This is a genomic window from Geobacillus sp. YF-1 (assembly GCF_052692335.1).
This window is the reverse complement of record NZ_CP199850.1, coordinates 135,247-157,319: the sequence shown is the minus strand read 5'-3', so window position 1 is coordinate 157,319 and position 22,073 is coordinate 135,247. Positions and strand designations below refer to the sequence as shown.

The window sequence follows — 22,073 nt, the reverse complement described above, 5'->3', positions numbered from 1 at the left end:
AAATGGAGCTTCCAACCGGGCTCGAACCGGTGACCTCTTCCTTACCATGGAAGTGCTCTACCTACTGAGCTATGGAAGCATAAAATGGCTCCGCAAGTAGGATTCGAACCTACGACCTACCGGTTAACAGCCGGTTGCTCTACCGCTGAGCTATTGCGGAACGACAAATGATGCGACTATTGTTTGTTTTCGACACTAATTATTATATCCATCCTGTTCTGATTGTCAACCAGGAAGTTCATTCCTTCAAAACTAGATAACCGTCGGAAGAAGCTGCGCTTCGTACTGTCTAGCTCCGGCCGCCATCGGCTCGCGACGCTTCGGTCCTGCTATGGCGGCATAGCCTCCTCGCAGGCCCTCCAGCGCGTTTCGCCGATCAGCGGGCGGCCTCCGCTTTTCTAGGTTAAGCCCTCGATCGATTAGTATCCGTCAGCTCCACGTGTCGCCACGCTTCCACCTCGGACCTATCGACCTCGTCATCTTCGAGGGATCTTACTCGCCTAACGCGATGGGAAATCTCATCTTGAGGGGGGCTTCACGCTTAGATGCTTTCAGCGCTTATCCCGTCCGCACATAGCTACCCAGCGGTGCCCCTGGCGGGACAACTGGTACACCAGCGGTGCGTCCATCCCGGTCCTCTCGTACTAAGGACAGCTCCTCGCAAATTTCCTACGCCCGCGACGGATAGGGACCGAACTGTCTCACGACGTTCTGAACCCAGCTCGCGTACCGCTTTAATGGGCGAACAGCCCAACCCTTGGGACCGACTACAGCCCCAGGATGCGATGAGCCGACATCGAGGTGCCAAACCTCCCCGTCGATGTGGACTCTTGGGGGAGATCAGCCTGTTATCCCCGGGGTAGCTTTTATCCGTTGAGCGATGGCCCTTCCATGCGGAACCACCGGATCACTAAGCCCGACTTTCGTCCCTGCTCGACCTGTCCGTCTCGCAGTCAAGCTCCCTTGTGCCTTTGCACTCTCCGAATGATTTCCAACCATTCTGAGGGAACCTTTGGGCGCCTCCGTTACCTTTTGGGAGGCGACCGCCCCAGTCAAACTGCCCACCTGACACTGTCTCCCACCCCGCTAAGGGGTGCGGGTTAGAATTTCAATACCGCCAGGGTGGTATCCCACCGGCGCCTCCACCGAAGCTGGCGCTCCGGCTTCTTAGGCTCCCACCTATCCTGTACAAGCGATACCAAAATTCCATATCAGGCTGCAGTAAAGCTCCACGGGGTCTTTCCGTCCTGTCGCGGGTAACCTGCATCTTCACAGGTAGTATAATTTCACCGGGTCTCTCGTTGAGACAGCGCCCAAGTCGTTACACCTTTCGTGCGGGTCGGAACTTACCCGACAAGGAATTTCGCTACCTTAGGACCGTTATAGTTACGGCCGCCGTTTACTGGGGCTTCGGTTCGCACCTTCGCTTCCGCTAAGCGCTCCCCTTAACCTTCCAGCACCGGGCAGGTGTCAGCCCCTATACGTCGCCTTTCGGCTTCGCAGAGACCTGTGTTTTTGATAAACAGTCGCTTGGGCCTTTTCACTGCGGCTCTTCCAGGCTCTTCACCCGAAAGAGCACCCCTTCTCCCGAAGTTACGGGGTCATTTTGCCGAGTTCCTTAACGAGAGTTCTCCCGCGCGCCTTAGGATTCTCTCCTCGCCTACCTGTGTCGGTTTGCGGTACGGGCACCTCTTCCCTCGCTAGAGGCTTTTCTTGGCAGTGTGAAATCGGGGACTTCCGGATCACTCCGTCGCCATCACAGCTTGGCCTTCCGGCCAGCGGATTTGCCTACTGGCCAGCCTCACTGCTTGGACAGGCTCTTCCAGCCGCCTGCTCGCCCTATCCTCCTGCGTCCCCCCATCGCTCCAACGGGAAGGAGGTGGTACAGGAATCTCAACCTGTTGCCCATCACCTACGCCTTTCGGCCTCGGCTTAGGTCCCGACTAACCCTGAGCGGACGAACCTTCCTCAGGAACCCTTAAGCTTTCGGCGCAGAGGATTCTCACCTCTGTTTTCGCTACTCATACCGGCATTCTCACTTCTAAGCGCTCCACCAGTCCTTCCGGTCTGGCTTCTCTGCCCTTAGAACGCTCCCCTACCGATGACCAACGGTCATCCCGCAGCTTCGGCGGCACGTTTAGCCCCGGTACATTTTCGGCGCAGAGTCACTCGACCAGTGAGCTATTACGCACTCTTTAAATGGTGGCTGCTTCTAAGCCAACATCCTGGTTGTCTTCGCAACTCCACATCCTTTTCCACTGAACGTACACTTGGGGGCCTTAGCTGGCGATCTGGGCTGTTTCCCTCTCGACCACGGATCTTATCACTCGCAGTCTGACTCCCGGGCATAAGTCGTTGGCATTCGGAGTTTGACTGGGTTCGGTAACCCGATGAGGGCCCCTAGCCCAATCAGTGCTCTACCTCCAAGACTCTTACACCCGAGGCTAGCCCGAAAGCTATTTCGGGGAGAACCAGCTATCTCCAAGTTCGATTGGCATTTCACCCCTACCCACACCTCATCCCCGCACTTTTCAACGTGCGTGGGTTCGGGCCTCCAGCCGGTGTTACCCGGCCTTCACCCTGGACATGGGTAGATCACCTGGTTTCGGGTCGACGACGACGTACTCCTGCGCCCTGTTCAGACTCGCTTTCGCTGCGGCTCCGCCTTCCTGGCTTAACCTCGCACGCCATCGTCACTCGCCGGTTCATTCTACAAAAGGCACGCCATCACCCATGAACGGGCTCTGACTACTTGTAGGCACACGGTTTCAGGTTCTCTTTCACTCCCCTTCCGGGGTGCTTTTCACCTTTCCCTCACGGTACTGGTTCGCTATCGGTCACTAGGGAGTATTTAGCCTTGGGAGATGGTCCTCCCTGCTTCCGACGGGATTTCCCGTGTCCCGCCGTACTCAGGAGCCGCTCGGGAGGGAACGAAGTTTCGACTACAGGGCTCTCACCTTCTCTGGCCGGCCGTTCCAGACCGGTTCGTCTACCCCGTTCCTTTCTCACTCCCACAGTGAGCGGTCCTACAACCCCAAGAGGACTCGCCTCTTGGTTTGGGCTGTTCCCGTTTCGCTCGCCGCTACTCAGGGAATCGCGTTTGCTTTCTTCTCCTCCGGGTACTAAGATGTTTCAGTTCCCCGGGTGTGCCCTCCATGCCCTATGGATTCAGGCATGGATACTGCCCCATTACGGACAGTGGGTTCCCCCATTCGGACATCTCCGGATCGACGCTTGCTTACAGCTCCCCGGAGCGTTTCGGCGTTTGCCCCGTCCTTCATCGGCTCCTAGTGCCAAGGCATCCACCGTGCGCCCTTTCTAGCTTAACCTACAGCGTCTCGGCTTCTTCCTTTACTTTTGCGGTTATCTAGTTTTCAAAGAACGATGTTTGCCATTGAGAGAACATCACTCGTTCCCTCAAAACTGAACGAAACGAAAGCGCGATGTTCATGCATATGGACTACTGTCTAGCTCCAGCGCCTGGCTCTCTTCTGCCAAATAACCTTCCCCCTCGGGGTGCAAGCACCCCTCTGGGTGAAGAACATTTGGCTTCGAGAGCCGATCACGGCGCTTCCGCTTTTCGTACTGTCTAGCTCCGGCCGCCATCGGCTCACGACGCTTCGGTCCTGCTGCGGCGGCATAGCCTCCTCGCAGGCCCTCCAGCGCGTTTCGCCGATAGGCGGGCGACCTTCGCTTTTCCCCTTAGAAAGGAGGTGATCCAGCCGCACCTTCCGGTACGGCTACCTTGTTACGACTTCACCCCAATCACTTGCCCCACCTTCGGCGGCTGGCTCCCGTCAGGGTTACCGCACCGACTTCGGGTGTTGCAAGCTCTCGTGGTGTGACGGGCGGTGTGTACAAGGCCCGGGAACGTATTCACCGCGGCATGCTGATCCGCGATTACTAGCGATTCCGGCTTCATGCAGGCGAGTTGCAGCCTGCAATCCGAACTGAGAGCGGCTTTTTGGGATTCGCTCCCCCTCGCGGGTTCGCTGCCCTTTGTACCGCCCATTGTAGCACGTGTGTAGCCCAGGTCATAAGGGGCATGATGATTTGACGTCATCCCCACCTTCCTCCGACTTGTCGCCGGCAGTCCCTCTAGAGTGCCCAACTGAATGCTGGCAACGAGAGGCGAGGGTTGCGCTCGTTGCGGGACTTAACCCAACATCTCACGACACGAGCTGACGACAACCATGCACCACCTGTCACCCTGTCCCCCCGAAGGGGGAACGCCCAATCTCTTGGGTTGTCAGGGGATGTCAAGACCTGGTAAGGTTCTTCGCGTTGCTTCGAATTAAACCACATGCTCCACCGCTTGTGCGGGCCCCCGTCAATTCCTTTGAGTTTCAGCCTTGCGGCCGTACTCCCCAGGCGGAGTGCTTATCGCGTTAGCTGCAGCACTAAAGGGTGTGACCCCTCTAACACTTAGCACTCATCGTTTACGGCGTGGACTACCAGGGTATCTAATCCTGTTTGCTCCCCACGCTTTCGCGCCTCAGCGTCAGTTACAGGCCAGAGAGCCGCCTTCGCCACTGGTGTTCCTCCACATCTCTACGCATTTCACCGCTACACGTGGAATTCCGCTCCCCTCTCCTGCACTCAAGCTCCCCAGTTTCCAATGACCCTCCACGGTTGAGCCGTGGGCTTTCACATCAGACTTAAGGAGCCGCCTGCGCGCGCTTTACGCCCAATAATTCCGGACAACGCTCGCCCCCTACGTATTACCGCGGCTGCTGGCACGTAGTTAGCCGGGGCTTTCTCGTGAGGTACCGTCACCGCGCCGCCTTGTTCAAACGGCGCTCCTTCGTCCCTCACAACAGAGCTTTACGACCCGAAGGCCTTCTTCGCTCACGCGGCGTCGCTCCGTCAGGCTTTCGCCCATTGCGGAAGATTCCCTACTGCTGCCTCCCGTAGGAGTCTGGGCCGTGTCTCAGTCCCAGTGTGGCCGGTCACCCTCTCAGGCCGGCTACGCATCGTCGCCTTGGTGAGCCGTTACCTCACCAACTAGCTAATGCGCCGCGGGCCCATCCGCAAGTGACAGCCAAAGGCCGCCTTTCAACCAAAGACCATGCGGTCTTCGGTGTTATCCGGTATTAGCTCCGGTTTCCCGGAGTTATCCCGGTCTTGCGGGCAGGTTGCCCACGTGTTACTCACCCGTCCGCCGCTGACCCAACCAGAGCAAGCTCCGATTCGGTCCGCTCGACTTGCATGTATTAGGCACGCCGCCAGCGTTCGTCCTGAGCCAGGATCAAACTCTCCAAAAGAAAGTGGATTGGCTTTGTAAGCTTCGGCGCCGACACCAAACGTGTCAAGCGACCTCCGCTTTTCGTATTGTCTAGCTTCGGCCGCTATCGGCTCGCGACGCTTCGGTCCTGCTGCGGCGGCGATAGCCTCCTCGCAGGCCCTCCAGCGCGTTTCGCCGATAGGCAAGCGACCTCCGCTTTTCGTTGCGCTTCGTTTCGTTCAGTTTTCAAGGAACGAGGGAAAATGACTTTTGCTCGTGAGTTTCATCAACATTCTCTCACAAGCAGCTCTTTTATACTAACACAATCTTTCGCTTTCGTCAACCCTTATCATCGTTTCAAAGCCTTTCTTTTGAAGCGACGATTTTTGTTTTATCATTTACATGTCGAAAATGCAATATATTTTTACTGGAATTTTGAGGTGTTGGAGGAGGGGAAAACGATTTGTGTTTTGTTCTGGTTACAAATAGCATTCATATCCCCCCTGTCTGTCCGCATAAGATTTTACTGGGACAGCGATTTTCCGTGCAAAGGGGGACGGATGTCATGTTTTATGCGTTGAACGGAAGGATGCTGAAAAAGGCGCTCATTATTATATGCTCTGCTTTTTTCACTGCCGTCATTCTATACGCTTATGAAACGAACCGCCCGGTTTTTTCGCTTCCATCTGGACCAAAAGCGGTGTATAAAGTGGACAATGCCCGTGGGCAAGTGGCCTTAACGTTTGATATTAGCTGGGGAGACGAAAATGCCGAGCAAATTTTAGATGTCCTAAAACAACACGGCATCAAAAATGCAACCTTTTTTTTATCTGCTTCATGGGCCGAACGCCATCCGTCCGTTGTGAAACGGATCAAAGAAGATGGGCATGAAATTGGCAGCATGGGGTATCAATTTGTGAACTACACTGAACTGGAGAGCTCCAAAATTCGCCAAGATTTAATGATGGCCAAAAAAGTGTTTGACACATTGGGAGTCAAAAACGTTGAGCTGCTGCGCCCTCCAGGTGGAAATTTTAACAAAACCGTTCTAAAAATTGCTGATTCTCTCGGTTATACGGTTGTACATTGGAGCATTAACTCAAAAGACTGGCTCAATCCGGGCACGGAGCAGATTGTAGCCAATGTGACAAACGATTTAGAACCAGGTGATATCGTACTTTTGCACGCCTCCGATTCGGCAAAACAAACCGCAAAGGCGTTGCCCAAAATCATTGCGGTGATGAAAGAGAACGGTTACCAAAACGTCAGACTCTCGGAACTGTTGGCAAACGGGGAAGCGAAAAGCAAAGGAATCGACTAAGGAAGCTGCCGAGAAAGCCGGTAAAAAAACCGCTGATTCCTTTCATCAATGGGAGAATGAGCGAAAAGCAGGACCGATGTAACAAGGTTTTTCTAATTGAGAAATAACATTGTAAAGCCGTATCCACGATTAAATCACCAGCCTCCTAGAAAGCCGGTGAAAAACCGCTGTCACCTCCCGATCGGCGGCATTTTCATTCAGAAGAGAAAGCGGATTCTGCAAGGTTTTTCTAATTGAGAAATGAGTGGAATCCATCGTTTTTGCACTAAATCACCCGCCTCTCGGAAGGAGGCGAAAAAACACGGGTTCCCTTCTTGATCGATGAGTCGACAGGGAAAAAGCTGGGCTGAGGGGAAAAGCTTTTCCATTCTGGAAACAATGCTGTGAAGCCGCACGCTCCCTTCCCTTCTATCATCGGCTTCCGGAGCGGCTCGAGCCGACATCAAGCCCTCTCTCCCTCACGAACGTGAAAAAAGAACAGGCGGCGTCTCCTTTTTATTGTTTTGCGCCGCCTGTCAACTTATGCAGAATAAGAAGCTGGTATGCATTGCATAGTAATAATGGGATGAGCATCAAATACAGCCAATCGCGGTCATTGATGCGCAGCACAGGAAACCATTCGATCACCGTCACAACAACCATAAAAAACAGGGCGGGAACGAACGCACCTTTATTGGTTTGTACACTCTTAACATAGGCAACGGCGAGGCCGACCGCCAAAATAAACAGGGCCACAAGAAGGTAAGGGATGATCGAATCTCCCTTGTCCGCAAACACCATATAGCGAAAATAGACGAGGTCAAACAGGACAAACACGATGAGAACGAGCTGCACCGAATTCCAGAGTGAACGAAAAAAACCGAGGCCGAATCGGTGAATGGTCAAATAGGCAAAAAAACCGGCTTGGCTGATGACGCTAAAAATAAAACCGACGCCAATATGCCAAAACAACACCGCGAGCAGCTCTACGATCTCCAAGCGGACAAAGAGATGTGCAAATTCCTTCCCGTTTAAAATCATGCCAACGGCTGCCGTGGCAATGCCGCCTATCAGCAATGTAGACAAAAACAAACGCACCCATTTGCGGCTGTTCACAACTTCATCCTCCATCATCAACATCATCCGCTTATCATTTTACCAGCGCCCTTTTGAAAAAGCCAGCTCCATTCCTCTCCATGCATATTTTTTTCACCAACATTCATATTAAGGGTGAGGGATTTTTGCAGAAAGGAGCTCATTTTCATGAACAAACACCTACCGCTCCTCTTGCTCAGTTTTCTCTTTCTCGGTTCTTGTGCCCCTCAAGAAATCAGCCCCCCTCCACCGGATTATGATGAAACGAAAAAAATGGTTGTTGACATTTTAAAAACCGACGAGGGGAAAAAGGCGATTCAAGATATTATGTCTGACGAGCAGATGAAGCAGCAGCTCATGATGGACCAGACTGCTGTGAAAGAGACGCTGCAGCAGGTACTGACGTCTGAACAAGGAAAAAAATTTTGGGAAAATGCTTTCAAAGACCCGAAATTTGCCGAAAGCTTTGCCAAAGGGTTGCAAAAAGAGCATGAAAAAATGATGAAAGCGCTGATGAAAGACCCTGAATATCAAGGCATGATGATTGACATTCTAAAAGATCCAGAAGCAGAAAAAGCGATGATGGATGTCTTAAAAAGCAAGGAGTTCCGCCAGCACGTGCAAAAAGTCGTAACAGAAACGCTGAACAGCCCGCTATATCAGGCCAAAATTCAAGATATGCTGACAAAAGCGGCGGAATCGCTCCAGCAAGGCGGGGGAAAACAAGAAGAGGGAGGAGAAGAAGGTGGGGAAGGAGAAGAAGGAGGAGGCGGAAACCAACAAGGTGGGAGCGGATAATCAAAAAGCGTCCGGATGCGAAAGGGCGCCGTTCGCCGAAGACGAACACGGTCAGCCCTACAGCCATCGGACGCTTTGTTTTTTACGAGGACTTGGCGACAATTTTACGCGCGATATCCATATAAATTTTCCCAATCGGATGATCTTCTGCATAGACCGACGGGGCGAAGTCGTCGTCATTCCAATCCGGCTGCTGAAGCGGCAGCTGTCCTAACAGTTCAGTTTGCAACTCTTTGGCCAACTTTTCCCCGCCGCCTTTGCCAAAGACGTATTCTCGTTCGCCTGTTTTGCGGCTTTCGTAATAGGACATGTTTTCGATGACCCCGATAATCTCGTGCTCCGTGCGCAGCGCCATGGCTCCGGCGCGGGCGGCGACAAACGCGGCGGTCGGATGCGGGGTTGTGACGATAATTTCCTTGCACGATGGCAGAAGCGTATGGACGTCTAAGGCGACATCACCTGTCCCTGGCGGCAGATCAAGCAATAGATAGTCTAAATCGCCCCACTCGACTTCTTTGAAAAAGTTGTTGAGCATTTTCCCCAGCATCGGTCCGCGCCAAATCACCGGGGCGTTGTCCTCAACAAAAAAGGCCATCGAAATGACTTTTACCCCAAACCGTTCCACGGGGATAATTTTATCGCCCCTTACTGTCGGGCGCTCGGTAATTCCCATCATGTCAGGCACACTAAATCCATAAATATCGGCGTCAATTAGCCCCACTTTTTTGCCGAGACGAGCGAGGGCAATGGCCAAATTGACAGAGACGGTCGATTTGCCGACTCCTCCCTTGCCGCTGGCAATGGCAATATACGTCGTTTTCGGCTTGTGCTGACGATATTTTTCAACTGTTTCGCGCGGCAATTCAGCAAACCGCAGCCCAACAGTCGCTGCCCCCGCGTTTTTCAACTGCTGAACGATCTCCGTCTGCAAGCGGAGCTGCTCAGGCGTTCCCGTTTTGGCGAGGGCAATTTTCACGCTGACATGGTTTTTCTCTTCCTTGATTTTAATTTCTTGAATGGCATTCGTTTCTTGAAAGGTTTTATTTAAGAACGGATCTTTCATTTTTTCAAGAATGGCTCGCACGTCATTTGCTGTCAGCATCGTCTTCACCAACCTTTTCACAATCGATGGTTGCTTCTATACGCATCATACCATAAACGGGCAGGCGGCTGCCATGTTGCCGCTCGATTCCGCGAAAACGTCGCAATCGGCTTCAAACCTTCTCGCCAGCGGACGACTTATGACCAAATCGGGCTAGGCCATGAGCATTTTTTTCGCCAACAGGGCAAAAAGCACAACTCCCCGCTATTCACGGGGAGTCGGTTCGTTTGAAAAATAGCGCAGCACTCCTTTGTAAATCGAGGCGGCCAACTTTGTTTGATAATGGTCCGAGGCGAGCAGCTCCCGTTCGTCTGGGTTCGATAAAAAACCGACCTCAACAAGCGCCCCTGGAATCTTGGCGTGCTTTAACAAATAAACCGTATCGATCATTTTCGCCGATCGATCGGTATTTTCCAAATTGCGTCGTAGTTCAGCTTGGATGAACTTGGCCAAGCGTTTATTTTCAATCAATGAACCGTAATAAAACGTCTGCGCTCCTCGCCAGCGGGGGGAGGGAATGGCATTGAGATGGATGCTAATGAATAGATCGGCCTCCGCTTGGTTGATCAAAGCGGTGCGCTCACGCAAGTCCTCCGTTTTGCGCCGGCTGTAACCGCGCGTTGACGGGCTGGCCAAGTCGCGGTCTGTTTCGCGCGTCATGAGAACGAGCGCCCCTTGCTGTTGCAAATAGTCGCGCAGTTTTTTCGCGACGCTCAAGGCAATTTCTTTTTCCAGCACTTCGCCGCCAACGGCGCCGCCATCCGGTCCGCCGTGGCCGGGGTCCAATACGATGATTCTCCCGGAGAGCGGGAGATTCCATGGCTTTGTTGAGGTCAAATCGGAAAATAGAGGTGGAAATAGAAAAAGCGCTGTGATCGTGACAACAGCCAAAATGGCTAGCCACTTCCACTTTTTGTTCATTGTTTCTCCTCCCGCGCGTTTCCCTTCTCTATCTTATATGGGACAAGGCGCGGGAATAGAACTCGTTTAGCGAAGTTTTAACCGGCGCCGTTTTTTTCCCCGTTCAAATCCTTCCATCCACCAACCGCCGATATAGTGTTCACACGCATAGTAGAGCGACTGGCTCACGAAGTCTTCATCGATGCCGCCCCAGAAACAAAGAAAATCAAACAAAGTGTCGACTAAGTACTTCTCTTCCTGAACACAGCGCCGGCGCACGCTGTCCGCCTCCTCCCCATAATAGCCAAACCGGCTGTAACGGGCGCCGAGCAAGTAGGCTTCAATGGCCAAGTCGATGCAACCTTCCTCGACAACGGACGGAAACACCCGATAGGTTGTATAGAAGGAAAGAAAGTGCTCAAGCACTTTCGCCCGCAGCTTCTCCAACGATAATTCGCGCAGCATGTTCCGTTCGTAGCGCAATTGCTTTTCCTGCCTTTTCTCCGCCAATGAAGTGATGACGGCCATCGTCTTTCACGCTCCTTTACGATGTAGTGTTTAACGATCAGGCGCATTCATACGTGCGGACGAAAGGCAGAAATCAGCAAAAAAACCAGCCAGAAACGACAACAAAAACACCCCGACGCCAAGTACAAGGGTGTTGAGCACAACCTGTAGATGGCTAGTAAAAAACAGTGGTTTCCTTTGAAGGCCGGTGAAAAGGCGCTGTCACACCAATTGGAGACATTTTCATTCAGAAAAGAAAGCTGATTGTGTGAGGTTTCTCTCATTGAGAAATGGATGGAACTCAGCAGTATTTTTCCTTAAAGATAAAATCGTGCCGTGTGGCAACTGAAAAAGGCCCCCAATCGATAACGATTGAGAGCCCGAACCGAAAGGCTTGTTTTAGCGTTTCGAGAACTGCGGAGCGCGGCGGGCGCCTTTGAGCCCGTATTTTTTCCGCTCTTTGACGCGGGCATCGCGCGTCAGCAAACCAGCGCGCTTCAGCACCGCGCGGAACTCCGGATCCACTTCAAGCAGGGCGCGAGCGATGCCGTGGCGAATGGCGCCCGCTTGACCAGCAAATCCACCGCCTTGAACATTGACCAAAACGTCATAGCTGCCGAGCGTTTCCGTCAACACAAGCGGCTGTTTCACCATTTCGATGAGCGCTTCCGACGGAATATATTCGCGAATATCTCTTTTATTGACGATGATGCGTCCATCGCCCGGAACAAGGCGGACGCGGGCAACCGAGCTTTTGCGACGACCTGTGCCGTAATATTGTACTTGTGCCAACACCAATACCCTCCCTTATCAATTATCCGCGAAGTTCGTATACTTCCGGTTTTTGCGCTTGATGCGGATGTTCGCTTCCGCGGTAAACGTGCAGTTTTTTGAACATTTGACGGCCAAGGCTGCCTTTTGGAAGCATGCCACGCACCGCCCGTTCAATCATTTGTTCCGGGTAATTTGTGCGCATTTCAAGCGCGGTTCTCACTTTCAAACCGCCCGGATACAAGCTGTGGCGATAATACAGCTTTTTCGTTAGCTTTTTCCCTGTCAGCTCGACTTTGTCCGCATTGATCACGATGACGTGATCGCCGCAATCGACATGCGGAGTGAAGATCGGTTTATGCTTGCCGCGCAACAGCGCCGCTACTTCGCTGGCCAAACGACCTAACGTCTTGCCAGCTGCGTCGACAACGTACCATTTACGCTCTACTTCATTCGGTTTTGCCATGTAAGTCGTACGCAATGCCTTTCCCTCCTAAATCATAAAAAATGAACGAATAAGGTTAGCTCTTTATTTCAACACGATTTGCTGTCCGGGGCTAATCGTGGAAAATACATGCCATATGATATAATAGCCTGCTGGAACGCCGATGTCAAGAAGATGTTACACGAGGATTCGTTGTCATCGTTCCTCTCGTGGCGATGGAGGTGGAAAATCAAGTTGCCTCCGCCGCTCATTCCTTAAGCTCTCGGCCACGGAAAAGCTCCCGAAGCCGAAGCGCCCTTGTCGCAGCGCTCTTGGCGGAGCGGAAGAGGCGACCTCAAGCTACTGATCGAAACGTTCGTCTCCGTAGTATACGCGCCACAAGTACAGTCCCTGCGCCGGCGCCGTCGGACCAGCAAGCCGGCGGTCCTTGGCGGCAAGGAGCCATTCGATGTCAGACGGCGAACGTTTCCCTTGGCCGACCTCAAGCACCGTGCCGACGATAATGCGCACCATATTATATAAAAAACCGCTGCCGATCAAACGAAATTGAAGCATTGGGCCGTCCGCTTCCACTTCGGCGTGGTAAATGGTGCGCACACGGTCCTCCATCGCTGTTTTAGCCGAACAAAAGCCCGTAAAATCGTGTGTCCCCTTCAGCGGGACGAGCGCCTCATTCATGGCGTCTATGTGGAGCGGATACGGGTGCCATGCGCAGTAATGGCGGCGAAAGACGTCGCGCTCGGCCGCGGTCCATACGTTATAGCGATACTCTTTCGCTTTGGCGGAAAACCGGGCGTGGAAGGCGGAATCGGTCTCAGCAGCTGAACGAACGACAATATCATCGGGCAGCTGGGCGTTCAACGCTTTTTTCCATTGCTCAGGAGAAAGGGAAAGCGGCGTGTCAAAGTGGATGACTTGCCCGTAAGCATGAACACCGGCATCGGTTCGTCCGGAAGCTGCCACGCGCACTTCCTTTCCCTTGTGCATTCGCTTGAGCACGCGTTCCAGTTCGCCCTGCACCGTCCGTTTTCCCGGCTGAATTTGGTAGCCAAAAAAATGGGTGCCGTCATACGCGATCACACATTTTATCCTTCGCACCATGGCTTTCCTCCGCTATGAGCGTAGTAGACAAAGAAGAATGGCAAGCAGCACAACCGCCGCGAAAAAGACCGTATCCGTCCGTTTCCAAGCGAGCTGGCGAAATTTCGTCCGTCCTTCCCCGCCGCGATAGCCGCGCGCCTCCATGGCTGTCGCCAGCTCATCAGCTCGCTTGAATGAGCTGATAAACAAGGGAACGAGCAGCGAGACGATCGCTTTCATCCGCTCGGAAAAGCGACCGCCGGAGAAGTCGACCCCGCGGGCCGCCTGCGCCTTCATGATTTTTTCCGTCTCTTCCATAAGGGTCGGAATAAAACGGAGCGAAATGGCCATCATCAAGGCGAGCTCATGGACGGGGACGCGCATCTTTTTGAGCGGCCCGAGCAAACTCTCGACGCCGTCGGTCACTTCAATCGGCGTCGTCGTCAGCGTCAGCATCGTCGTCATCAGCACAAGCAACAAAAATCGGAGCGAAATAAAGATGCCTTGCCGAACGCCTTCCTCATAAATCGTCAGCGCACCGATTCGATAGAGCACATCCCCTTCTTTTGTCATCCATACATGCAAAACGAAGGTAAACAGCACCACCCATATCACTGGCCTCAACCCACGCATGATATAGGAAAACGGGATGCGCGACAGGGCGGCGAACAAGAACGCAAACACGGACAACAGGGCATAGGTCGCAGCATTATTGGCCAAAAACACAATCAAGACATAGGCGAACACAATGAGCAGCTTGGCGCGCGGATCAAGGCGATGAATGATCGATTGTCCGGGCACGTATTGCCCGATAATCAAATGATTACTCATGAGCGCTCACCCTAGAAAACCAGTCGCGAATCGCTTCGGCCGCCTGTTCGATCGTTAAACATGGCGACGGAATGGCGACGCCAAACCGCCTTTCCAACGCCCGTTTCAACTTGACGGTCTCCGGCACGCTTAAACCGATGGCCGCCAGTCGCTCGGCGTCGCGAAATACTTCCTCGGGGGTCCCTTGGCCCCACACCGTTCCTTCGTGCATCACGATCAGCTCATCGGCATACCGAGCCGCATCTTCCATACTATGCGTTACCAATACGGTCGTTAGCCGCTTTTCGCGATGGAGACGGTAAAACATCTCCATAATCTCCCTCCGCCCCCGCGGATCCAACCCGGCGGTCGGCTCGTCGAGCACCAGCACTTCCGGCTCAAGCGCGAGCACGCCGGCGATAGCGACGCGCCGCATCTGTCCGCCGCTTAAGTCAAACGGCGATTTGGCAAGCGTTTCATCGTCCAACCCGACCAGCCGGATGAGCTCCCTTGCTTTCCGCTTGGCTTCTTCCTCGGGCACGCCGAAATTCAGCGGACCAAAGCAAATATCTTTTTCAACCGTCTCTTCAAACAGTTGGTGCTCCGGGAATTGAAACACGATCCCGACCTTTTTGCGAAGCGGTTTGAGCTGCTTGGGCCGTTTGCCGCTTGTGATCGTCTCTTCGCCAATTTTCACCGTGCCGCTTGTCGGCTGCAAGAGGCCGTTCAAGTGCTGAAGGAGCGTCGATTTGCCCGAACCGGTATGGCCGACGATGGCGACATACGCTCCGCTTCGAATCGTGACGTTGACGTGATATAGGGCGCGGCGGGCGAGCGGAGAGCGGGCATTGTATATGTGCTCTACGTTTTCGAATACAATGTCCATAGCTCCTCGACCAACTCCTCCATGGTAAAATACCCTAGCCTCAGCGGCAGCCCTTGTTCCCGCAAGCGGCTGCCCATTTTTACCGCAAACGGCAAATCAAGACCGATGCGTTCCAATTTGCTGCCGAGCCGAAAGATTTGCTCAGGCGTCCCTTCCGCCATCACTTCCCCTTTGTTCATGACGATCAGGCGATCGGCCTTGGCCGCTTCTTCAAGATCATGGGTGATCGACAAGACGGTGATGCGATGCTGGCGGTTCAGGCGGCGCACCGTCTCCAACACTTCGTCGCGCCCTCGAGGATCCAGCATGGATGTCGCTTCATCCAAGATGATCATATCGGGGCGAAGCGCCAAAATGCCGGCGATGGCGACGCGCTGTTTTTGTCCGCCGGAAAGCCGATGCGGCTCATGATGAAGGAACGGCTCCATATGCACTTGACGGATCGCTTCATCGATGCGCCAAGCCATCTCATCACGCGGAATACCGTTGTTTTCCAAGCCAAAAGCGATGTCGTCCTCGACCGTCGTGCCGACAAACTGATTGTCTGGATTTTGAAACACCATGCCTACGCGACGGCGCACATCCCACACCGTTGTTTCATCCAGTGGGCGGCCAAACAGACGAATCACGCCCCGCTCCGGCCGAAGCAAGCCGATCACCAGACGGGCGATCGTGGACTTGCCGGATCCATTATGGCCGACGATCGCCAGCCATTCCCCGCGTTCGGCTTGAAAGCTGACGTGTTGAACCGCATACTCCGACTGATTTGGATAACGAAAACATACTTCTTCCAGCGACAAGATCGGTTCGGCCATGATCGTTTCCCCTTGCTCCCGCCGCGTTTGCCGATGCGGCTTTTAAGATATGGTAAACAAAAAAAGGGCATAGATCCAGTTCAAACGAAACTGTCTCGCCCTTGTTGAATGAAACCGTTACACGAGTTCAATAATCACCATCGGCGCCCCGTCACCGCGGCGAGGACCAAGTTTCAAAATGCGCGTATAGCCGCCTTGGCGATCTTGGTAGCGCGGCGCAATGTCGCTGAACAGCTTTTGCAACGCATCTTGGCCCGTTTCGCTGTTGGCGACTTCCTTGCGGATGAACGCCGCTGCTTGGCGACGGGCATGCAAATCGCCGCGTTTGCCAAGCGTAATCATTTTTTCCATCACCGAGCGCAATTCTTTGGCCCGCGCTTCCGTCGTTTCGATGCGTTCATTGATGATCAGGTCAGTGGCTAAATCACGAAGCAACGCTTTCCGTTGCGAAGTCGTGCGTCCTAACTTTCTGTACGACATCAAATGTCCCTCCCTTTTAGAGTGATGCAATTCTTTGCTGCTGATCGCACCGGCCGCACCGCAAAAGATATGGCCAAAGCACGGCGCCGCTTTCGCCAAAGGGCGGCTTTTAATCGTCTTTGCGCAAGCTGAGACCCAGCTCAGCGAGCTTCGCTTTGACCTCCTCAAGCGATTTGCGGCCAAGGTTCCGCACTTTCATCATATCTTCTTCCGTTTTTTGCGTGAGCTCCTGAACGGTGTTGATGCCGGCCCGTTTCAGGCAGTTGTAGGAGCGAACCGAAAGATCAAGCTCCTCGATCGTCATTTCCAGCACTTTTTCTTTTTGATCATCTTCTTTTTCGACCATGATTTCGGCATTTTGCGCTTCATCGGTCAGGCCGACAAAGATGTTCAAGTGCTCAGTCAAAATTTTGGCCCCGAGCGAAATGGCTTCTTTCGGTCCGATGCTTCCATCCGTCCACACATCGATGGTCAGTTTGTCATAATCCGTCACTTGACCGACCCTCGTATTCTCCACGTGATAAGAAACGCGGGAGACCGGTGTATAAATGGAGTCGATCGGAATGACGCCAATCGGCTGGTCTTCGCGCTTGTTCGCCTCAGCCGGGACATAGCCGCGCCCCCGTTTGGCGGTCATGCGCATGCGCAGGCGGCCGCCTTCCGCCAGCGTCGCAATATGAAGGTCTGGGTTTAAAATTTCGACATCGCTGTCATGAGTAATATCGGCAGCTGTGACAACTCCTTCACCCTGCACATCGATTTCTAACGTTTTTTCCTCATCCGAATAAATTTTCAACGCCAGCTTTTTAATATTTAAAATGATGGCCGTCACATCTTCGACGACGCCTTCGATCGTTGAAAACTCATGCAGAACGCCGTCAATTTGCACCGATGTTACAGCCGCACCAGGGAGTGAAGACAATAGGATACGACGCAAGGAGTTTCCTAAAGTTGTACCATATCCGCGCTCAAGCGGTTCGACGACGAATTTGCCGTAGGTGGCATCTTCGCTCAGCTCGACCGTTTCAATTTTCGGCTTCTCAATTTCAATCATCGATTATTATACCCTCCTTCAAAACGTCGAGACCCCGACCAAACGGTACACGCCTAACAACATTCCCCCATGAATCTTTCTTTTTGCCATGGTCTTTATCATATCCCATTATTGACAATGGGGCAAATTCTATACGAAGCGTTACACGCGGCGACGTTTTGGCGGACGGCATCCATTGTGCGGGATTGGAGTGACGTCTTTGATCGCCGTAATTTCCAATCCAGCCGCTTGCAAAGCGCGGATCGCTGCTTCACGGCCAGCCCCTGGACCTTTGACGTTCACTTCGACCGTTTTCATGCCATGTTCCATCGACGCTTTCGCTGCCGCTTCAGCTGCCATTTGTGCCGCAAACGGCGTCGATTTGCGCGAACCTTTGAATCCGAGCGAACCGGCGCTCGCCCAAGCGATGGCGTTGCCGTGAACATCCGTGATCGTCACGATCGTGTTATTGAATGTCGAACGGATATGAGCGATGCCTGTATCAATGTTTTTTCTTACCCGACGTTTGCGCGTGTTTGTTCTGCGTGCCATTCGTCAAATGACCTCCTTTGCGTGATTATTTTTTCTTGTTCGCTACCGTACGGCGCGGACCTTTGCGCGTGCGGGCATTGTTTTTCGTGTTTTGTCCGCGAACCGGCAAGCCGCGGCGATGGCGAAGACCACGATAGCAGCCAATTTCCATCAACCGTTTGATGTTGAGCGATACTTCCCGACGCAAATCGCCTTCCACTTTCAGGCGGCCGACGATTTCGCGAATGCGGCCAAGCTCCTCTTCCGTCAGGTCACGAACGCGCGTGTCTTCCGATACACCCGCTTCTTTTAAGATTTTTTGCGCGGTCGATTTTCCAATTCCGTAAATGTATGTCAACGAAATGACGACTCGTTTGTCGCGCGGAATGTCAACACCTGCAATACGTGCCATCGTTGTGCACCTCCTTGAAAATTACCCTTGGCGTTGTTTATGCTTTGGATTTTCGCAAATGATCATCACTTTGCCGCGTCTGCGAATGACTTTGCATTTTTCGCAAATCGGCTTGACGGACGGTCTTACTTTCATGTTGTTTCCCTCCTTAAATGAAACGGAGTGCGTCTTTTATTTATACCGATACGTAATTCGTCCCCGCGTCAAATCATACGGCGACAACTCCACCGTCACCCGGTCTCCGGGCAAAATGCGGATAAAGTGCATGCGGATTTTGCCGGACACATGGGCCAACACCGTATGCCCATTTTCTAATTCTACACGAAACATCGCATTTGGCAATGTTTCAATGACGGTGCCTTCCACTTCGATTACATCGTCCTTAGCCATCGGGCGGCTCCCCCTCCTTACGAATGAGTAACATGGTGTTGCGCAAAACCGAACGGACATTGAGCGGGCGATCTTTTCATTCGCTCCTCGCGACTGGGAGCTTTTACAAAACGGTTAAAATTTCATAGCCAGCGTCTGTGATCACAATGGTATGCTCAAAATGGGCACACCGTTTCCCATCCGCGGTGACAACGGTCCAGTCATCCGCCAGTGTTTTCACATGACGGCTGCCGGCGTTGACCATCGGTTCGATGCATAAGGTCATTCCCGGCCGCAACACCGGCCCTTTGTTTGGTGGCCCATAATGTGGGATTTGTGGGTCTTCATGTAAGTGTTGACCAATTCCGTGCCCCACATACTCCCGGACGACGGAAAAGTGATTCGCTTCCACGTACATTTGAATCGCGTGGGAGATATTCGTCAACCGCGTCCCTGGCTTCGCCTCAGCGAGCCCGATGTAGAGCGCCTGCTCCGTCACATCGAGCAGCCGCTTCGTCTCGGCATCGATTTCCCCGACAGGATACGTCCAAGCGGAGTCAGCATGATACCCTTGATATTGGGCACCAACGTCAACAGTGATAATATCGCCTTCCTTTAGCACTCGCTCGCCGGGAATGCCGTGCACAAGCTCTTCATTCACCGAAGCGCAAATGCTGCCCGGAAACCCTTGATATCCTTTAAACGACGGAATGGCGCCATGGGAACGAATCGTTTCCTCCGCAATGGCGTCCAATTCCTTTGTCGTCATCCCGGGACGGATTTCCTTTCTCAACGTTTCCAAGACAAGGGCCACGATTTTTCCCGCCTCGCGCATTAGCGCGATTTCCTGCGCGGTTTTGCAGCGGATCATGCAGACAATCCCCCGAGCAATTCCCGGATATCAGCAAACACCTTTTCCATGTCCTGTTCGCCGTTGATATGGCGCAAATAGCCTTTTTGCTCATAAAAATCGAGCAGCGGCTTCATTTGCTTTTGATTCACCTCAAGCCGATTGGCTACCGTCGCTTCATTGTCATCGGCGCGCTGGTATAACTCGCCGCCGCATTTATCGCACACCCCTGGCACCGCGGGCGGATGAAAAACGAGATGGTACGTCGCTCCGCAATTGCGGCAAATTCGTCTGCCGGTCAGACGCTCGAGCAACACTTCGCGGCGGACATCAATGTGAATGACATAATCGAGTTGGCGGCCGATTTCCGAAAGCATCGTTTCGAGCGCTTCGGCTTGGGCGACCGTACGCGGAAAGCCATCGAGCAAAAACCCGTTTTGGCAATCCGCCTTGCTCAACCGCTCACGGACGATGCCGATCGTCACTTCGTCAGGAACGAGATCACCGCGATCCATGTATTGTTTGGCCTGCTTCCCTAACGGAGTGCCTTCTTTGATCGCTGCCCGGAACATATCTCCCGTGGAAATGTGCGGGATTCCGTACGCTTCGACAATCTTCTCAGCCTGTGTACCTTTTCCGGCACCTGGCAGCCCCATCAGCACTAAATTCACCCTAACTCCCCCTAAACGGCAAGGGACGTCCGCTCTTGCCTTATTTGATGAATCCGCGGTAGTGGCGTTTGACTAGCTGGCTCTCGAGCTGTTTCATCGTCTCCAAAGCCACACCGACAACAATAAGCAAGCTCGTGCCGCCAATGCGGGCAGAGGGCGGCAAGTTGGCAAAGTTTACGAAGAACACCGGCAAGATCGCGATCACCGCCAAAAAGATTGAACCGACCAATGTCAATCGATACAAAATTTTTGTCACATATTCTTGCGTGCTTTTCCCTGGGCGAATACCTGGAATATAGCCGCCTTGCTTTTTCAGATTGTCCGCCATCTGCTCCGGGTTGACTTGAACGAACGCGTAAAAGTACGTAAAAGCGATGATGAGCGCGACGTAGAGAGTCATGCCAACCGGATGGGTATAGTCAAACGTTCGGCGAATCCATAATGTTACGTCATTCGTGCCAAAAAACGATGCAATCGTCGGTGGCGCAATCAAAAACGACACCGCGAAAATGACCGGAATGACCCCGGCCGGGTTCACTTTCAGCGGCAGATGGGTCGAGTGGCCGCCCACTGGGCTTCGCCCTTCCAACCGCTTCGCGTATTGAATCGGAATTTTCCGGAACGCCTGCTGGATGTAAATGACGCCAACGATCACGGCGATGATCGCCAACGCGACAAGCAGCAGCCGGACGATGCGCAAAAACAAGTCATCGCCAACATTTTCAAACTGTTGGGCGTAAATTTGGTTCAACACCGTCGGAATGCCGGAAACGATCCCGGCGAAAATGATGATCGAAATCCCGTTTCCGACTCCTTTGGCCGTGATTTGCTCACCGAGCCACATCAAAAAGGCGGTGCCCGCAGTCAAGACGACCGCAATGAGCAAATACGTGCCAATGCCTGGATTTTGAATAAGCATCCCGTTGGCCAAATTGTTAAAGCCGTACGACATGCCGAGGGCTTGGATGAACCCGAGCACAATCGTAAAATAGCGGGTAAACTGAGCTAATTTACGCCGGCCAACCTCGCCTTGCTTGGACCATTCCGTAAACTTCGGAACGACGTCCATTTGCAGCAGTTGGACGATAATCGACGCCGTAATGTAGGGCATAACCCCCATGGCAAAGATTGAAAAATTCCGCAGCGCCCCGCCGCCGAAAATGTTCAGGACGCCGAATGCATTCAGTTCATCTTGCAGTTTTAATACATCCGCGTTCACGTTCGGAACCGGAATGAACGTGCCGATGCGGAACACGATCAACATAAGAAGAGTAAAGATAATTTTGTTTCGAATGTCACTGACGCGCATAAAGTTGGAGATTGTCCGAAACATTAAATCACCTCAGTTTTACCGCCAGCCGCCTCAATGGCTGCTTTTGCCGACGCCGAGAACTTGTGCGCTTTGACCGTCAGCTTTTTCTCGATTTGGCCTTTGCCTAAAACTTTCACGCCCGATTTGAGCTTGCTGATGACGCCCGTTTCAAGAAGCAGCTCCGGCGTGACTTCCGTTCCGTCTTCAAAGCGGTTCAATTTGTCCAAGTTTACGACCGCATATTCTTTCCGATTGATGTTCGTAAACCCGCGTTTCGGCAAGCGGCGGAACAGCGGCGTTTGTCCTCCTTCAAAACCGAGGCGCACGCCCCCGCCAGAACGAGCATTTTGACCTTTTTGACCACGACCAGACGTTTTGCCGTTGCCCGAACCGATCCCGCGGCCGACGCGAACCGCTTTTTTGCGGGAACCCGGCGCTGGTTGCAATTCATGAAGTTTCATCGCAAAGCACCTCCTTATGACCTCATTATTCTTCGATTTCTTTCACGTTGACAAGGTGAGCGACTTTGTTAATCATCCCGCGAATGGCAGGATTATCGTTATGAACGACAGTCTGATGCATTTTCCGCAAGCCGAGCGTTCGAACGGTGACGCGTTGATCTTCCGGACGGCCAATCACGCTGCGTGTGAGGGTAATCGCCAGTTTTTTTGCCATGATCGTT

Annotated in this window: 23 protein-coding genes, 2 tRNA genes and 2 rRNA genes; 2 read left to right on the top strand and 25 right to left on the bottom strand. The window is 53.0% G+C overall.

Annotated elements, in window-relative coordinates:
- Positions 1-3: 3 nt before the first annotated feature.
- The 4 genes from ACTVIM_RS00870 to ACTVIM_RS00855 all read right to left on the bottom strand — a co-directional run bounded on the left by ACTVIM_RS00870 (position 4) and on the right by ACTVIM_RS00855 (position 5,264).
- Positions 4-79: transfer RNA gene (locus ACTVIM_RS00870), tRNA-Thr, on the bottom strand.
- Positions 80-85: 6 nt separating this feature from the next.
- A tRNA-Asn gene (locus tag ACTVIM_RS00865) sits at positions 86-160 on the bottom strand.
- A gap of 239 nt (positions 161-399) precedes the next feature.
- Positions 400-3,329 (bottom strand): 23S ribosomal RNA (locus ACTVIM_RS00860).
- Between the two features lie 377 nt (positions 3,330-3,706).
- Positions 3,707-5,264 (bottom strand): 16S ribosomal RNA (locus ACTVIM_RS00855).
- Together the 16S and 23S rRNA genes with 2 tRNA genes alongside form the textbook arrangement of a ribosomal RNA operon.
- Before the next feature lie 525 nt (positions 5,265-5,789).
- Here ACTVIM_RS00855 and pdaB point away from each other — a divergent pair.
- Positions 5,790-6,545: a polysaccharide deacetylase family sporulation protein PdaB gene (gene pdaB / locus ACTVIM_RS00850; protein WP_445613352.1), complete on the top strand. Its 756-nt coding sequence runs from the start codon at positions 5,790-5,792 to the stop codon at positions 6,543-6,545.
- A gap of 495 nt (positions 6,546-7,040) precedes the next feature.
- Here the strand turns inward: pdaB and ACTVIM_RS00845 are convergent, their stop codons facing one another.
- Positions 7,041-7,640: a KinB-signaling pathway activation protein gene (locus ACTVIM_RS00845; RefSeq protein WP_445613351.1), complete on the bottom strand. Its 600-nt coding sequence runs from the start codon at positions 7,638-7,640 to the stop codon at positions 7,041-7,043.
- Between the two features lie 147 nt (positions 7,641-7,787).
- On the opposite strand from ACTVIM_RS00845, the gene gerD reads away from it, so the two are divergent.
- Positions 7,788-8,417 carry a spore germination lipoprotein GerD gene (gene gerD / locus ACTVIM_RS00840; protein WP_445613350.1) on the top strand — a complete coding sequence of 210 codons (630 nt, stop codon included), beginning with the start codon at positions 7,788-7,790 and terminating at the stop codon, positions 8,415-8,417.
- Positions 8,418-8,499: 82 nt separating this feature from the next.
- Here gerD and ACTVIM_RS00835 read toward each other — a convergent pair whose 3' ends face one another.
- The 20 genes from ACTVIM_RS00835 to rpmD all read right to left on the bottom strand — a co-directional run bounded on the left by ACTVIM_RS00835 (position 8,500) and on the right by rpmD (position 22,066).
- Positions 8,500-9,519: an Mrp/NBP35 family ATP-binding protein gene (locus tag ACTVIM_RS00835; RefSeq protein ID WP_144972395.1), complete on the bottom strand. Its 1,020-nt coding sequence runs from the start codon at positions 9,517-9,519 to the stop codon at positions 8,500-8,502.
- A 204-nt stretch (positions 9,520-9,723) separates the two neighbouring features.
- Positions 9,724-10,440 carry an N-acetylmuramoyl-L-alanine amidase CwlD gene (gene cwlD / locus ACTVIM_RS00830; protein ID WP_445613349.1) on the bottom strand — a complete coding sequence of 239 codons (717 nt, stop codon included), beginning with the start codon at positions 10,438-10,440 and terminating at the stop codon, positions 9,724-9,726.
- A gap of 66 nt (positions 10,441-10,506) precedes the next feature.
- A complete protein-coding gene (locus ACTVIM_RS00825; RefSeq protein ID WP_445613348.1) occupies positions 10,507-10,947 on the bottom strand; it encodes a YbaK family protein in 441 nt (146 codons plus the stop codon).
- 378 nt (positions 10,948-11,325) lie between these two features.
- On the bottom strand, positions 11,326-11,718 hold the full coding sequence (gene rpsI, locus ACTVIM_RS00820) for a 30S ribosomal protein S9 (RefSeq protein WP_012820498.1): 393 nt from the start codon (positions 11,716-11,718) through the stop codon (positions 11,326-11,328).
- A 22-nt stretch (positions 11,719-11,740) separates the two neighbouring features.
- Entirely contained in the window at positions 11,741-12,178 is a 438-nt protein-coding gene (gene rplM, locus ACTVIM_RS00815; protein WP_033020954.1) for a 50S ribosomal protein L13, read from the bottom strand.
- 303 nt (positions 12,179-12,481) lie between these two features.
- Positions 12,482-13,243 (bottom strand): tRNA pseudouridine(38-40) synthase TruA, encoded by a 762-nt coding sequence (truA, locus tag ACTVIM_RS00810; protein WP_445613347.1) that lies wholly within the window; start codon positions 13,241-13,243, stop codon positions 12,482-12,484.
- Positions 13,244-13,255: 12 nt separating this feature from the next.
- On the bottom strand, positions 13,256-14,053 hold the full coding sequence (locus tag ACTVIM_RS00805) for an energy-coupling factor transporter transmembrane component T family protein (protein WP_033020958.1): 798 nt from the start codon (positions 14,051-14,053) through the stop codon (positions 13,256-13,258).
- Positions 14,046-14,918: an energy-coupling factor ABC transporter ATP-binding protein gene (locus tag ACTVIM_RS00800; protein ID WP_033020960.1), complete on the bottom strand. Its 873-nt coding sequence runs from the start codon at positions 14,916-14,918 to the stop codon at positions 14,046-14,048. The genes ACTVIM_RS00805 and ACTVIM_RS00800 overlap by 8 nt, the downstream gene beginning before the upstream one ends.
- Positions 14,894-15,733, bottom strand: coding sequence for an energy-coupling factor ABC transporter ATP-binding protein (locus ACTVIM_RS00795; protein ID WP_445613346.1), 840 nt, complete (start codon positions 15,731-15,733; stop codon positions 14,894-14,896). The genes ACTVIM_RS00800 and ACTVIM_RS00795 overlap by 25 nt, the downstream gene beginning before the upstream one ends.
- 117 nt (positions 15,734-15,850) lie before the next feature.
- Positions 15,851-16,213: a 50S ribosomal protein L17 gene (rplQ, locus tag ACTVIM_RS00790; RefSeq protein WP_033020965.1), complete on the bottom strand. Its 363-nt coding sequence runs from the start codon at positions 16,211-16,213 to the stop codon at positions 15,851-15,853.
- Positions 16,214-16,322: 109 nt separating this feature from the next.
- Positions 16,323-17,267: a DNA-directed RNA polymerase subunit alpha gene (locus ACTVIM_RS00785; protein ID WP_033020967.1), complete on the bottom strand. Its 945-nt coding sequence runs from the start codon at positions 17,265-17,267 to the stop codon at positions 16,323-16,325.
- A 141-nt stretch (positions 17,268-17,408) separates the two neighbouring features.
- Positions 17,409-17,798, bottom strand: coding sequence for a 30S ribosomal protein S11 (rpsK, locus tag ACTVIM_RS00780; RefSeq protein ID WP_011229644.1), 390 nt, complete (start codon positions 17,796-17,798; stop codon positions 17,409-17,411).
- A gap of 25 nt (positions 17,799-17,823) precedes the next feature.
- Entirely contained in the window at positions 17,824-18,189 is a 366-nt protein-coding gene (rpsM, locus tag ACTVIM_RS00775; RefSeq protein WP_033020970.1) for a 30S ribosomal protein S13, read from the bottom strand.
- A 21-nt stretch (positions 18,190-18,210) separates the two neighbouring features.
- Positions 18,211-18,324: a 50S ribosomal protein L36 gene (rpmJ, locus tag ACTVIM_RS00770; protein ID WP_011229643.1), complete on the bottom strand. Its 114-nt coding sequence runs from the start codon at positions 18,322-18,324 to the stop codon at positions 18,211-18,213.
- 36 nt (positions 18,325-18,360) lie between these two features.
- A complete protein-coding gene (gene infA, locus ACTVIM_RS00765) occupies positions 18,361-18,579 on the bottom strand; it encodes a translation initiation factor IF-1 (protein WP_011229642.1) in 219 nt (72 codons plus the stop codon).
- Between the two features lie 103 nt (positions 18,580-18,682).
- Positions 18,683-19,429, bottom strand: coding sequence for a type I methionyl aminopeptidase (gene map, locus ACTVIM_RS00760; protein ID WP_033020971.1), 747 nt, complete (start codon positions 19,427-19,429; stop codon positions 18,683-18,685).
- Positions 19,426-20,079: an adenylate kinase gene (locus ACTVIM_RS00755; RefSeq protein WP_445613345.1), complete on the bottom strand. Its 654-nt coding sequence runs from the start codon at positions 20,077-20,079 to the stop codon at positions 19,426-19,428. The genes map and ACTVIM_RS00755 overlap by 4 nt, the downstream gene beginning before the upstream one ends.
- Positions 20,080-20,119: 40 nt before the next feature.
- Complete coding sequence (secY, locus tag ACTVIM_RS00750; protein WP_061912140.1) at positions 20,120-21,412, bottom strand: preprotein translocase subunit SecY; 1,293 nt, start codon at positions 21,410-21,412, stop codon at positions 20,120-20,122.
- Positions 21,412-21,852, bottom strand: a complete 441-nt coding sequence (rplO, locus tag ACTVIM_RS00745) for a 50S ribosomal protein L15 (protein ID WP_033020979.1) — start codon at positions 21,850-21,852, stop codon at positions 21,412-21,414. Before rplO ends, secY begins: the two co-directional genes overlap by 1 nt.
- Before the next feature lie 25 nt (positions 21,853-21,877).
- Complete coding sequence (rpmD, locus tag ACTVIM_RS00740; protein WP_025039211.1) at positions 21,878-22,066, bottom strand: 50S ribosomal protein L30; 189 nt, start codon at positions 22,064-22,066, stop codon at positions 21,878-21,880.
- Positions 22,067-22,073: the final 7 nt, after the last annotated feature.

What these genes read in the sequence shown, in the direction of transcription:
- pdaB (WP_445613352.1), top strand. Translation starts at nt 5,790, where the DNA reads ATGTTTTATGCGTTGAACGGAAGGATGCTGAAAAAGGCGCTCATTATT.
- gerD (WP_445613350.1), top strand. Translation starts at nt 7,788, where the DNA reads ATGAACAAACACCTACCGCTCCTCTTGCTCAGTTTTCTCTTTCTCGGT.
- ACTVIM_RS00835 (WP_144972395.1), bottom strand. Translation starts at nt 9,519, where the DNA reads ATGCTGACAGCAAATGACGTGCGAGCCATTCTTGAAAAAATGAAAGAT.
- cwlD (WP_445613349.1), bottom strand. Translation starts at nt 10,440, where the DNA reads ATGAACAAAAAGTGGAAGTGGCTAGCCATTTTGGCTGTTGTCACGATC.
- ACTVIM_RS00825 (WP_445613348.1), bottom strand. Translation starts at nt 10,947, where the DNA reads ATGGCCGTCATCACTTCATTGGCGGAGAAAAGGCAGGAAAAGCAATTG.
- truA (WP_445613347.1), bottom strand. Translation starts at nt 13,243, where the DNA reads ATGGTGCGAAGGATAAAATGTGTGATCGCGTATGACGGCACCCATTTT.
- ACTVIM_RS00805 (WP_033020958.1), bottom strand. Translation starts at nt 14,053, where the DNA reads ATGAGTAATCATTTGATTATCGGGCAATACGTGCCCGGACAATCGATC.
- ACTVIM_RS00800 (WP_033020960.1), bottom strand. Translation starts at nt 14,918, where the DNA reads ATGGACATTGTATTCGAAAACGTAGAGCACATATACAATGCCCGCTCT.
- ACTVIM_RS00795 (WP_445613346.1), bottom strand. Translation starts at nt 15,733, where the DNA reads ATGGCCGAACCGATCTTGTCGCTGGAAGAAGTATGTTTTCGTTATCCA.
- rplQ (WP_033020965.1), bottom strand. Translation starts at nt 16,213, where the DNA reads ATGTCGTACAGAAAGTTAGGACGCACGACTTCGCAACGGAAAGCGTTG.
- ACTVIM_RS00785 (WP_033020967.1), bottom strand. Translation starts at nt 17,267, where the DNA reads ATGATTGAAATTGAGAAGCCGAAAATTGAAACGGTCGAGCTGAGCGAA.
- rpsK (WP_011229644.1), bottom strand. Translation starts at nt 17,798, where the DNA reads ATGGCACGCAGAACAAACACGCGCAAACGTCGGGTAAGAAAAAACATT.
- rpsM (WP_033020970.1), bottom strand. Translation starts at nt 18,189, where the DNA reads ATGGCACGTATTGCAGGTGTTGACATTCCGCGCGACAAACGAGTCGTC.
- rpmJ (WP_011229643.1), bottom strand. Translation starts at nt 18,324, where the DNA reads ATGAAAGTAAGACCGTCCGTCAAGCCGATTTGCGAAAAATGCAAAGTC.
- infA (WP_011229642.1), bottom strand. Translation starts at nt 18,579, where the DNA reads ATGGCTAAGGACGATGTAATCGAAGTGGAAGGCACCGTCATTGAAACA.
- map (WP_033020971.1), bottom strand. Translation starts at nt 19,429, where the DNA reads ATGATCCGCTGCAAAACCGCGCAGGAAATCGCGCTAATGCGCGAGGCG.
- secY (WP_061912140.1), bottom strand. Translation starts at nt 21,412, where the DNA reads ATGTTTCGGACAATCTCCAACTTTATGCGCGTCAGTGACATTCGAAAC.
- rplO (WP_033020979.1), bottom strand. Translation starts at nt 21,852, where the DNA reads ATGAAACTTCATGAATTGCAACCAGCGCCGGGTTCCCGCAAAAAAGCG.
- rpmD (WP_025039211.1), bottom strand. Translation starts at nt 22,066, where the DNA reads ATGGCAAAAAAACTGGCGATTACCCTCACACGCAGCGTGATTGGCCGT.